We start from the raw sequence: 12,330 nt of genomic DNA on the forward strand, positions 1-12,330 counted from the left end.
TAAGTGACCCGAATAAATGCTATTTGTCTTATGTTAAACGATTAAGCACGTTTAGAATTTAATCAATAAGTCTAAAGTTGGTGATAGTATGAGCTCATCATTTTTTAAAAAGAGGAGAGTGACATGCAAGAAAGCACCAAACTCAACTATGTCGAATTTGCATCTCTAGATATTCCCCGCTCAAAAGCGTTTTTTGAAAGTGCGTTTGGCTGGTCTTTTACCGATTATGGCAGTGAATACAGTGCGTTTAGCAATGCTGGCATGGACGGAGGGATTTTTTCTGCACAACGTGTGATGAAGGCAGAAAGTGGGGCGCCTTTATTGGTGCTGTATTCTAATAACATTTCTGAATCGCAAGAATGTGTAGAAAAAGCAGGTGGAGCAATTACTAAACCGTTGTTTGACTTCCCGGGGGGCTGTCGCTTTCATTTTGTCGAACCAGGTGGTAATGAGCTTGCTGTTTGGTCTGAGTCGGCAAAATAGCGCTATCGTGTCTACGAAGTCTAGTGATTCTGGCTTTTATAGTCTGATAAAAAACGCCTTGCGTGTAATGACACAGCAAGGCGCTCTAAATTCAGATTAATTAGCTATAAGCTTGTCGTTACTTTTGCTCAAGCACAATGCGCAGCATTCTGCGAAGCGGCTCTGCGGCACCCCACAATAGCTGATCGCCGACAGTAAATGCCGAGATATATTCAGGACCCATGTTAAGCTTGCGAATACGGCCTACGGGTATAGACAGTGTACCGGTCACTTTCGCTGGCGTAAGTTCTTGCATCGTCGCATCGCGATCGTTAGGAATCACTTTTACCCAGTCGTTGTGGTTAGCCAAGATTGTTTCAATTTCGGCTAGAGGCAAGTCTTTCTTCAGCTTAAGTGTGATAGCCTGGCTATGACAGCGCATGGCGCCAACACGTACACAAATACCGTCAATCGGCACTTCACTGCCTTTAATACCTAAAATCTTGTTGGCTTCCGCTTGGGCTTTCCATTCTTCGCGGCTTTGACCTGAAGGTAGTTGCGAATCGATGTACGGAATTAAGCTACCCGCAAGCGGAACACCGAACTGTTCACTAGGGTAGTCTGCGCTTCGAATAAACTCAGACACTTGCTGGTCAATTTCTAAAATCGCGGTAGCAGGATCTTCAACTTTAGCTTTCACATTACTGTGAATTGCACCCATTTGATTAATTAGCTCACGCATGTGCTGTGCACCTGAACCTGAAGCGGCTTGATAGGTCATTGGCGAAGCCCATTCAACCAAGTCTTTCTCAAACAGGCCACCGAGTGCCAGAAGCATAAGGGAAACCGTGCAGTTTCCACCTACGTAGGTACGAATGCCTTTTTCAATGCCACTATCAATTTCTTTACGGTTTACTGGATCTAGAATAATTACGGCATCGTCTTTCATACGAAGCGCTGACGCAGCATCAATCCAATAACCGTTCCAGCCAGTGGCTCTTAAATCGTTGTACACGGCTTTTGTATAGTCGCCGCCCTGACAGGTAATAATGATATCCTGTTTAGATAGCGCTTCGATGTCGTGCGCATCTTCTAGAACACCAGCATCCTTTCCAGCAAAATCTGGTGCTGCACTACCTTTTTGCGAGGTAGTGAAAAAGGTGGGCTCAATGTGCGCGAAATCTTGCTCTTCTTGCATGCGCTGCATTAATACTGAGCCAACCATACCGCGCCAGCCCACTAAACCTACTTTTTGTTGTGACATTAAATTGAGAACCCTTGTTACTAAAATGAAAAGTACTTCACCACCTATGCCTTTTGCTCAACGCTAACACATGTACTTATGAATTAACGTGTTTATCAATTGAACGTAGAATGATGTCGAACGCCGCTGCTTTATTGTGCTGGCGCAATACCTGTCGTTTTTATTTTTGTCTTTGCAGTCTAAGTGTTATTTATCCCGCTGGCTAGATGGTTTTTATAAATAATCTATCGCTGATATAAGCATTTTAGAAACGGCTAGTTCATGGCAAAAAATTTCAACAAAACACTTGAAGGAGCAATCAAAGCGCAGGGTAGAGAGCGAACCTTTATTAACCCCTCATTGTGTCTATGCACTGCTTACGGTCTAGAAATTGCTTTATAAATAGAATTAATCCCTCACAATGTGTGAGGAGATATACAATATTGAGATACGCTTTAAGGAAAACGTAGTTCTTAATATGAAAATAAAAGTGAGAAACGCATGCAGTACGATAGTCATAACAAATTTGCTACCACTACGGTATTTTTGCACTGGTTGGTTGGATTAACCATTATTGGCTTGCTTGCCACTGGGATTTACATGTCGGAAAACGGTGTGTATGCACTATACCCCTGGCACAAAGCGATTGGTTTTCTTGTACTCTTTGTCGCACTAGCACGTGTGGTATGGCGCATGAAAAATGGTTGGCCTAGCGCTGCTGCTAACTATAAGCCAATAGAGCACAAATTAGCGTCAGTTGTGCACTGGGTGTTGATTATCGCCACGCTCTTAATGCCAATTTCAGGCTTGATGGCGTCGGTATTGGGTGGGCACGGGCTGTCAGTTTTTGGCCTGGAGGTTTTCGCGCCAAATTATAGTGTTGAAGATCCTGAGAAAACGCTACCGATAAATTACGAGCTTTCCAAAGCAGGTGGCGCTATACACTTCTATCTTGGTTATACCGTTATTGTCGCACTCTTGCTACACATTGCTGGCGCTCTTAAGCATCATTTCGTTGATAAAGATGGCACATTGAAGCGCATGCTAGGCAAAACCATTGGGGAGTAGTACTTCGTCGCCCGTATCATGACCGAAAATATCGTTCACCGCTTTGAAGCCGTTCAGGTCAATTAACGCGAGAGCGAAGTGGTGGTCTTTTCTCATTAACTTCGCAATCAGCTTTTCACCGCCATTGCGATTATAAATACCTGTGAGTGCACCAAAGTCTGTCTACGGCTCCAATTTGCTTTATAATTCTTCCCGTAAAGGAGAAAAAACGTGAATGAATATGCTCGGTATTTTAACGGCTACCCTTCAACTATTGTGGAGCAAGCCTTACAGCTCATTTCCAGCAATCGGCTACAACGTTATTTACTAAAAAAATACCCAGAGGCCCATGATATAACCACCGACAAATTGCTGTATCAGTACGCGACGGAATTAAAAAAGCGATACTTAAAAAATGCGCCACCGTTTGGGCGCGCCGCGTTTAAAAAGCAAGGTGATATGATAACTAACGCGCTAGGTACGCATACTTACCGTATGCAGGGTAAAACGCGCAAACACGACTTGGCCATTAATAACGATTTACTCTATGCCCCAGAGGCCTTGTTAAAAGCCCTTGTAGTACATGAACTGGCGCACTTTAAAGAAAAAGACCACAATAAAGCCTTCTATAAACTTTGCTGCTATATGGAGCCAGATTATCATCAACTAGAGCTGGATTTACGCTTGTTCTGTGTGGCTTTATCAATGGGAGAAAACCCGTATACGTAACATGTGAACGCCTCATCAGGTGTCGCTATGTTTAACCCGTGTTAGGTACAATTGTCATGTGCTTGCTATAACTAAATTAAAGCCGAAGCACTGGAATTAATGAGGAGTATTAATGAGCATTGCTAAAATTATGTCTACGCGGGTGGTTAGCGTGCACATGGATGACAGTTTACAGTCATTGCGCGAGCTCTTTGCTGCTGCGGAGTTTCATCATTTGGTCGTGGTGCATGACAATAAGCTGCAGGGGATTATATCTGACAGAGACTTGATGAAATCGATTAGTCCTTTTGTAGATACCCTAAGCGAACGAAAGCTTGATCGCGCTACATTGGATAAAAAAGCGCACCAAATCATGACTCGTGAAGTCATTACACTTAACCCAAGTGACTCTGTTTATTCGGCTATTGAGCTTTTTAATTCCCACAAAATTTCCTGCATTCCTATTATCGACACGAAAAGGCATCCAGTAGGAATGGTGTCGTGGCGCGATGTGATGAAGCTTATGCAAAGTAGGGTGGAGGCAAAGCGTTAGGTCGGTACTCGTATGTTATTAATAGTGAACACCGCTTGAAAGGGGAGTGGTCTCTCTACCTGCGTTTATAAATTGCGGTAAAGAGACCGTTAGTTTTAAAGCGTTAGCTTTTGCGGTAGCTGACTTTAAACAGCAAACTGTAGAGTACGGGCACAGCGATAAGTGTAAGTACCGTCGCAAAGGCCAGGCCACCCATAATGGTCACTGCCATATCGGCAAAGAAGGCGTCGAACAGCAGCGGCGCCATCCCTAATATGGTCGTTACCGCCGCCAGTGAAACAGGGCGTACACGGCTGATAGTAGCGTCAACAATCGCTTGGCGAATGGCTAAGCCTTCTTCTATCTGAAGGTCAATTTCTTCAATAAGTACAATAGCGTTCTTAATAAGCATGCCAAACAAGCTTAAGAAGCCGAGTAGCGACATAAAGCCAAACGGCATATCGGTACTCAATAAACCAGAGACTACACCAACAATAGCCATAGGTACTACAAGCCAGATAATCAGCGGCTGACGAGCATGACCGAATAGCAACACTGAGATAATAAACATGACTAGGAAGCCAGCAGGCAAGCCAGCGCCCAGCGCTTTTTGTGCATCGCTAGAGCTTTCAAATTCGCCACCCCATTCTAATGAATATCCAGCTGGAAGTTCTATGTCTTCAATAAGTGGGCGGATTCTCGCTAACGCTTTGGCTGCAGTTTCATCGTCACCCGGCTCAGCTTCTACCGTAATGGTGCGAACGCGGTCGCGACGGTGAATACGCATTTCTTCGGTCATTAACTCCAAGCCCTGAGATACCTGTGTGAAAGGCACATATTGGCGCTGTTGCGTAGACCATACTTGTGATTCACGTATTGATTGAAGCTCGGTATCTTCTGCCTTACCCATCTTTGCAATAATGTTGTAAGCATAATCACCGTCTTGCACCGTACCTAGCTGAACGCCGCTACTTGCATACTGTATAGTCTGGCTAAAGTCACTATGCGAAACGCCAGCAATCCCTGCGTTGTAGTTGTCAAATTGCGTATTAATAGCAAAGCCTTTTTCACGCCAGTTATGTCGAACGTCTTTCACTTGTCCGTCAGCAAAAAGCAGTGCTTTGGCTTCATCCGCCAGTTCGCGAAGTATTTCAGTATCTGGGCCTGAAAAACGGGCCTCAAGTTTTGCACCAGAGCCGGGGCCAAACTGCATGCGCTCCATATAAAAGCTAGCGTCGAAGTCTAGGTCGGTAAGCTTACTCGCAAGCGCGCTTTGAATAGCCGGAATATTATCAAGTTCATTCGCACGAACCATGAAAAACGCATAGTTTTCGTTAGCACTTTTAGGTGCATAAGTGAGGGTGAAACGATCGGCGCCTTGCCCTATAAAGGTGGTTACAGCCGTGACGTTTTCCATTCCCAAAATACGAGCTTCAGCTTCTTTTGCAATGACTTCAGTGGCACGTATATCTCTATCTTGCGGGCCCCAATAATGCACAAAGAACAGCGGCGCGTTTGACGGAGGGAAGAAGCCTTGTTTTACCATGCCAAAGCTTCCATAAGCCACGATAGTAATAACAAACAGTGCACCAATGGTTACCCAACGAAGCTTAAGTGCGCCTAAAAGTGCACGCTTAAACCAGCGTTGCGATGCAGAGAGTTCGTTACCTGTGGTTTGCCCAATACCTTTGCGGTAAAAATATGCGCCAAGCACGGGCACCAAGGTTACCGCTAATACCCAACTTATCATGAGGGAAACCAACACTACGGCAAACAATGAATAAAGAAACTCGCCTGTAGCATCGTTTGAAAGACCTATGCCTGAAAAAGCCGCAATACCGATAACGGTTGCGCCAAGTAAGGGCCACTGCGTTCGCTTAACAATAAAGCTGGCTGATTCTTTGGCTGTTGAGCCGGTGGCCATGCGCAGCATCATCCCCTCAGCAACTACGATAGCGTTGTCTACCAGCATACCCATGGCGATAACCATGGCACCAAGTGATATCCTTTGAAGCTGAATATCCATAAGCCACATGATTAGAATAGTACCTAGTACGGTGACAAGAAGCACAGAGCCAACTACAACGCCTGAGCGCCATCCCATGAACAAACATAGCGTTAAGGTAACAACCGCCACCGACATAACGAGGTTATTAATAAAGCCAGTAACCGATTCGTCGACGACTGAGGCCTGATCGTAAATAGGCGTAAGCGTAATACCGACAGGCAGTTCTTGAAGCAGCTTTTCTACTTTTGCGTTAACGCGCTCGCCCACATCAACAATGTTAACGTCGGTCAACGCTGATACTGAAAGCGTAAGTGCTTCTTCACCGTTGTAGCGTACATGAACGGGCTGTATGTCGGCAGGCTCTAACTTTAGCGTGGCAATATCAGCAACCCGAAGGGAACGGTTTGTGCCAGGCACTACCACTGACAGATTAGATATTTCTTCTAGTCTGTCTGGCGCGCGCTCTACAATTAGGCGCACATTTTTTTCGTCAACTTTAATACGGCCGCCGTTGAACGGGCGCAGGTTGTCTTCAAAAAGAGAGGCGAGATCAGGAAATGAAATGCCTAAGCCAGCGAGTTGATAAGGGTTGATATAGGCCACTATCTGTTCTTTTTGAACGCCAGTGACATTTACCTTGGCAACGCCTTCTGTAGTAAGCAGGTCACGTCGAATAATTCGGGCGAATTCTCGAAGCTCCCGAGTATCGAAATCAGGTGCACTTAACGCGTAATAAAGCCCGTAAACGTCACCGAAATCATCAAATACCACTGGGTTTTGTGCCCCCGTTGGCAACGAGCTTGCGGTGTCGCGAAGTCGCTTTCTCAACTCATCCCATATCTGTGGTAAGAGGTTACTGTCGTAAGTACTCTTAACTTCAACGGTAATTTCTGAAAGGCCCGGCGATGAAACTGACGTCACTTCCTTTAACTGCGGCATTTGCTGAATGGCAATTTCCAAGCGTTCAGTGACTTCACGTTCTACCTTTTCAGCACTGGCTCCAGGATAGTTGGTGTATACCTTTACCTGTTTGATGGTAAACGCAGGATCTTCTAAGCGACCAATTTTACTCATAGCCAAAACGCCGCCTAAAAGCAGGATGACTACCATTAGCCAAATGTTGACGGGCTTATCAATTGAATAGCGTGCGATATCCATAAATTACTTCTCTCCTTGGTAAGGAAGCACTTTCATGTCTGCACGCATTTGTGTTGCTCCAGCAGCAACCACTTGCTGGCCAAGGGTGATTTCTCCTTGGCTCTTACCCTCAATAATCGCTAGCTCATTTTCAATATGCTTAACGTTTACGGCTTGCTTGGCCACTGAACTTGTTTCATCGTTATATACCCACACTGCAAAGCCTGAGTCCTTGTCACCTACAAGTGCTCTTACAGGCACAATAAAGCCTTCTGGATAAAGGCTACCTTGTAGGCTGACTTTTACCACTGCGCGCGCGCCCGGTGTTAGGGGAAGTTCTTCGCGAGGCTCCATGGCAAACACCACTTCATAAGTTTGGGACACAGGATCAGGTTGAGTAGAGTGCTCTACATAGTTCACCGGATACCACTGACTGCGATTGGTGGCTAATGTGGCGCTGGCTTGTTTTATCCCACGGCCAATATTGGCAGTAAGTAAGCGCTCAGGAACATTAATGTTGAAGTATATTTTAGACACATCTTGCAGGCGAGCAATCGGCGTACCTGCGGCAACAAAACTGTTATTTTCAACAAGTCGTTGAGATACCTTTGCATCAAAAGGGGCGTATAGCTGTGTGTAGCTCAAATCTTGCTCTGCATTTTTTAAGTCGATAACCGCTAGTTCGTAAGATGTTTTTGCAGTATCTAGAGAGCTCTGTGCAACTAGCTTTTGAGCGAACATTTTCTCAATTCTATCAAGCTCTCGTTTGGCCTGATCAAGTCGTGTCGTAGACTCGTCCACGCGTCTTTCGAATGGTTTACGATCAATAGTGGCCAGTAACTTGCCTTTATTGATGTCACTGCCTGTCACCAAGTCGGTCTGGATAAGGCGGCCTGAAACTTCAAAGCTTAAATCGACGGTTTTCACTGCCGATACAACGGCAGGGAAGGTGAATTCGTCAAAATCTGGAATGTTGCTAACCGTAGCGAGTTTGACATAACGAGGTGCAACGTTTGCTTGTTGCTCGGCAGGCTCTTCGGAAGAACATGCACTTAAAGTGGAAACCGATAAAACGCTTAAAAATAAAATGTGAGAGAATCGCATCATGGACATAGGTGTATGTAATCCATAGTCAGGGTAATTAAAGTATAGATGTGTAAACTCAGGTAGTGATGCTATGCACAACGGCAGCAAAGATAGCCATTACCTAAAGTAAACTGGCGAGTGCATTTTAGTGCGGTCACATTGAAAAGTAAACTGTTCGGTGTAAAATGATCGGGTTAATGTAGCGGATAACTAATTTTGAGAATTTCCATATGGTAGGCAACACACGTACGCGTAGCGACATCAAACGCGAAGCCATTATTCAGGCGGCAACACAGGCATTCCAAGAGTTTGGCGTTAACGGCACAAGCATGGATAAGCTGGCTGAACTGGCAAATGTGTCAAAGCGCACTGTGTACAATCACTTTTCTACAAAAGAAGAGCTGGTGATGCATTTGGTTACGCAGCAGTGGCAAACGGCTATTTTAAATATTAATAAAAAGTACGATGCTACGCTTCCGCTAGACGAGCAGCTAGAAGACCTTATTTTGCAAGACATTGAGTTTATGGTGAGTGAATCACACCTCGATTTAGCTCGGGTTGCGATTGGCCACTTCTTCTACGAGCCGGAAAAGCTAAAAGATGAAGTTGCGCAATTAAAAGCCCAAGAGACGGCTATGCACCGCTGGTTAAAGGATGCCAAAGCCGACAATAAACTCGCGTTTGACGACTTGGATCGGGTTGTCGATGAAATTGATAGCTTAGTAAAAGGGCAGTGCTTTTGGCCTCAGCTGTTCAAAATTGAAGATTCCCTCAGCGATAACGATAAGAAGAGTTTAGCAAAACACACAGTGGCTTTGATTTTAAGCCGCTATGCTGTTGTGTAGTTGGCAGGCTATATCGATGAGTTTGTTCAAGGCTCTTTCAGTATTGAAGGGCCATTGAACTTTTACTTCCCAAACATTTTTTCCGCTTATCCGTCTTCGCGCTAACTTCACAGATCCCTCTTGATTCAAACGGACTACACTTCAGATGATGTAGCCAGTAAATACCTTTTCACTTAGCTGTTTGTTCTCCCTGTCGCTCGTCCTCCGACACCTGCAATATGCGCCTCTACAATCGTATGAAATATATTCATCTGCTCATTCTTTAGTCTATTTTGGCGCGATTTGAGTCTTATTCATCTAATAAATTAAGAAAATTTATAAAGAGTTTTTAAATTTTGTCGCTTTTGCTCTCGTCATTTGTTCTAAATTTTTATAATATCCCGACCAAAAATAACAACTATTATTATTTGCAATTGCAAAATTCGGCAGAAAGCCGGGTCGTGATAATAGGGTTTTACAGATTTTTAAAAGTAAACACACAACACTTACAGAACACTTGGAGAGCAATTTTGAAATTCAAACTTACGAGTATTGCTGCTGCGATAATTCTAAGCCCAGCAACTTTTGCTGCTGATATGGAAGATATTGAGAGACTAACGGTGAAAGGTAAGTACCTTTCGGTTAACCAGTCCAACTCAATTAAAAGCCCTACACCTATTATCGACGTGCCACAGAGCTTGTCGATTATTACGGCTGAAGAAATAACGGCTCGCGGTATTACTAGCATTGGACAAATTATTGACTACGCACCAGGTGTTAATACATCGCAAGGTGAAGGTCACCGCGACTCGGTAGTATTCCGTGGTGTGCGCTCTACTGCAGATTTCTACTTAGATGGTAACCGTGATGACGTTCAATACTACCGTGCACTTTACAATGTTGAACAGGTAGAAATTCTTCGTGGTCCAAATGCGTTGCTATTCGGTCGCGGTGGTACGGGCGGTATCTTAAATCGTGTATCTAAGAAAGCGAAAACGAGCGATAAGTTTGTAAACTACAACGTATCTGCTAATACGTTTGGTGCATATAACTTACAGTTAGACACCAATGTTGACACGGGCGATAAGTCGGCCCTGCGCATTAACGCCATGTACGAAAGCCTAGACAACCATCGCGACTTCTTCTACGGAGACCGTTACGGCTTCAACCCAACGGCACGCTTTGAGCTAAGCGATGACACAATTGTTGATGTGTCATATGAATATATCGACCACGAGCGCTTTATTGACCGCGGTGTGCCAACTGCCAACGGTGAACCAGTAGAAGCGTTTGAAGAAATCGTGTTTGGCGATCCAGATAACAACTACCAAACATTGGGCGCTGACGTGTTCCGTGCAAACGTTGAGCACACTTTCTCAGATAACCTGAAAGGTAACTTCAACGCTTTTTACGGTGACTATGACAAAGTTTACTCGAACTTTTATGCGGCAGGTTATAACGCTGAGACTGAGCAAGTAACGCTAGACGGATACGTTGATACTACGCAGCGTGAAAACATGATCTTGTCTTCTAACCTAGTTGGCGAATTTGAAACGGGAAGCATTGGGCACACGGTTATCTTCGGTGGTGAGGTTATTAATACCAAGTCAAACCAAGATCGTTACAACCCTGTGTTTGATTCCACTGACGGTGATAGAGAAACGTTTAATATTTCACGTCCGTTAAGCTTCCGTGGTTTAACTGGTACAAATGCTGAAGGCGTAACAGTTACAGCAGACTTCTCTGACTTGAACGACGATACGCATGTAGACTTAGATGTATACTCTTTCTATGTTCAAGATGAAATTGCACTATCAGACAACTTCGACCTTGTACTAGGTGCACGTTTTGACAGCTTCGATATTGAAGTATTCAACGCGGACCCTGAAGTTTTAGAGACACGCAGCAGAAAAGACGAAGAAGTGTCACCGCGTGCTGGCCTAGTGTATAAGCCACAGAAAAATATCTCTATATACGCTAGCTACAGTGAGTCATTCTTGCCACGCAGCGGCGAGCAATATGCGAATATTAATGGCGACGCAAACGCGCTAGATCCAGACACGTTCACGAACCAAGAAATTGGTGTTAAGTGGGACTTCAACGACAGCATGAGCTTTACAGCAGCTATCTTTGAGAACGAGCAGACGTCATTGGATAACGACCCGAATGACCCTGAAAGCTTTGTTGAAGTTGACTCAGATGTATCTGGTTTTGAGCTACAGCTGCAAGGTTATATCACAGACAAGTGGTATATTACTGCAAACTACAGCAACCTTGATGGCGAAAACGCAAGTGGCGTAGAGCTTCGTGAGCTGCCTGATAATACGATGTCTGTGTGGACAACCTACGAAGTGAATGAAGTATTTGGCTTCGGCATTGGTGCTACATATCAGGACGAAAGTAAGGTATCGACAAGTGCTTCATCGCCTGTACTACCTAGCTATACGCGTGTTGATGCGTCTGCTTACTACACGCTTAGCGACAAAATGCGCCTTCAGTTAAACGTTGAAAACCTGACTGACACTTTGTATTTCCCTAATGCTCACTCTACGCATCAGGTAACAGTAGGTGCGCCGATTAATGCGCGTCTATCATTGATTGGTTCTTTCTAAACTAACCATCAACCATTAATTAAAAGCCATTCGTAAAAGCGAATGGCTTTTTTGTATCTCAGCTAACGGTATTCAGGGCTTTGTAATTTATTCGCCTTGCTTTGCAAAGTCGATAAGTGTCTGTCCATCCATTCGATAGCCTAGCCATTCACTCTTGGGTTTAGCACCAAGCGATTCATAAAAATCGATAGCGGGTTTGTTCCAATCTAAAACGCTCCATTCGAAACGCCCGCAGTCGTTTTCTACCGCTGTTTTAGCTAAGTGTTGCAATAATGCTTTCCCTGCACCCAGGCCACGTGATTTTGGTGAAACATACAAATCTTCAAGGTAGAGACCATTGCGTCCTTGCCACGTTGAGTAATTAAAGAAATACACAGCGAAACCAATAGGCGCGTCAGCGCTTTCACACATTACACAATGCGCGGTTGCGCCTTCTCCGAATAATGTTTTTAATAGCGCTTCTTCATCTGCTTCTACTTCATGCTCTGCTTTTTCATAAATAGCAAGTTCCAGAATGAACTGGCGAATTTGTGAAATATCCTCAGGCGTGGCTGGTCTTATTGAAATGGTGTTGCTCATGGTGACTCCCATCATAAATAATCAAAAAAAATGAGCCAATAAAGGCTCATTTTAAAACAGTTAGGTGTTTGTAGCTTTTCTCAGCGATAAAA

At 44.4% G+C, this 12,330-nt stretch carries 11 protein-coding genes; 6 read left to right on the plus strand and 5 right to left on the minus strand.

Annotated elements, in window-relative coordinates; all coding sequences use genetic code 11:
* Positions 1-123: 123 nt before the first annotated feature.
* A complete protein-coding gene (locus MHM87_RS11230) occupies positions 124-483 on the plus strand; it encodes a VOC family protein (RefSeq protein WP_049585881.1) in 360 nt (119 codons plus the stop codon).
* A gap of 118 nt (positions 484-601) precedes the next feature.
* On the opposite strand, the gene asd is transcribed toward MHM87_RS11230, so the two are convergent.
* Positions 602-1,726 carry an aspartate-semialdehyde dehydrogenase gene (gene asd / locus MHM87_RS11235; RefSeq protein WP_014948878.1) on the minus strand — a complete coding sequence of 375 codons (1,125 nt, stop codon included), beginning with the start codon at positions 1,724-1,726 and terminating at the stop codon, positions 602-604.
* 480 nt (positions 1,727-2,206) lie between these two features.
* Between asd and MHM87_RS11240 the strand changes: the two genes are divergently transcribed.
* A complete protein-coding gene (locus tag MHM87_RS11240) occupies positions 2,207-2,773 on the plus strand; it encodes a cytochrome b (protein ID WP_014948879.1) in 567 nt (188 codons plus the stop codon).
* Here MHM87_RS11240 and MHM87_RS11245 read toward each other — a convergent pair.
* Entirely contained in the window at positions 2,750-2,911 is a 162-nt protein-coding gene (locus tag MHM87_RS11245; RefSeq protein ID WP_343213323.1) for a diguanylate cyclase, read from the minus strand. The two genes, MHM87_RS11240 and MHM87_RS11245, sit on opposite strands and share 24 nt — an antisense overlap.
* Positions 2,912-2,983: 72 nt before the next feature.
* On the opposite strand from MHM87_RS11245, the gene MHM87_RS11250 reads away from it, so the two are divergent.
* Complete coding sequence (locus MHM87_RS11250; RefSeq protein ID WP_239259094.1) at positions 2,984-3,481, plus strand: YgjP-like metallopeptidase domain-containing protein; 498 nt, start codon at positions 2,984-2,986, stop codon at positions 3,479-3,481.
* 112 nt (positions 3,482-3,593) lie between these two features.
* Entirely contained in the window at positions 3,594-4,013 is a 420-nt protein-coding gene (locus MHM87_RS11255) for a CBS domain-containing protein (RefSeq protein ID WP_239259098.1), read from the plus strand.
* Positions 4,014-4,116: 103 nt separating this feature from the next.
* Here the strand turns inward: MHM87_RS11255 and MHM87_RS11260 are convergent, their stop codons facing one another.
* Both MHM87_RS11260 and MHM87_RS11265 read right to left on the minus strand, forming a co-directional pair.
* On the minus strand, positions 4,117-7,158 hold the full coding sequence (locus MHM87_RS11260) for an efflux RND transporter permease subunit (RefSeq protein WP_239259101.1): 3,042 nt from the start codon (positions 7,156-7,158) through the stop codon (positions 4,117-4,119).
* A gap of 3 nt (positions 7,159-7,161) precedes the next feature.
* Positions 7,162-8,244 (minus strand): efflux RND transporter periplasmic adaptor subunit, encoded by a 1,083-nt coding sequence (locus tag MHM87_RS11265; RefSeq protein WP_168532711.1) that lies wholly within the window; start codon positions 8,242-8,244, stop codon positions 7,162-7,164.
* A 209-nt stretch (positions 8,245-8,453) separates the two neighbouring features.
* Between MHM87_RS11265 and MHM87_RS11270 the strand changes: the two genes are divergently transcribed.
* On the plus strand, positions 8,454-9,068 hold the full coding sequence (locus MHM87_RS11270) for a TetR/AcrR family transcriptional regulator (protein ID WP_014976048.1): 615 nt from the start codon (positions 8,454-8,456) through the stop codon (positions 9,066-9,068).
* Positions 9,069-9,577: 509 nt separating this feature from the next.
* Positions 9,578-11,659 carry a TonB-dependent siderophore receptor gene (locus MHM87_RS11275; RefSeq protein WP_239259104.1) on the plus strand — a complete coding sequence of 694 codons (2,082 nt, stop codon included), beginning with the start codon at positions 9,578-9,580 and terminating at the stop codon, positions 11,657-11,659.
* An 87-nt stretch (positions 11,660-11,746) separates the two neighbouring features.
* On the opposite strand, the gene MHM87_RS11280 is transcribed toward MHM87_RS11275, so the two are convergent.
* Positions 11,747-12,238 (minus strand): GNAT family N-acetyltransferase, encoded by a 492-nt coding sequence (locus tag MHM87_RS11280; RefSeq protein ID WP_239247238.1) that lies wholly within the window; start codon positions 12,236-12,238, stop codon positions 11,747-11,749.
* Positions 12,239-12,330: the final 92 nt, after the last annotated feature.

It is taken from the genome of Alteromonas sp. Cnat3-28 (genome assembly GCF_022348265.1).
Classification (GTDB): domain Bacteria; phylum Pseudomonadota; class Gammaproteobacteria; order Enterobacterales; family Alteromonadaceae; genus Alteromonas; species Alteromonas macleodii.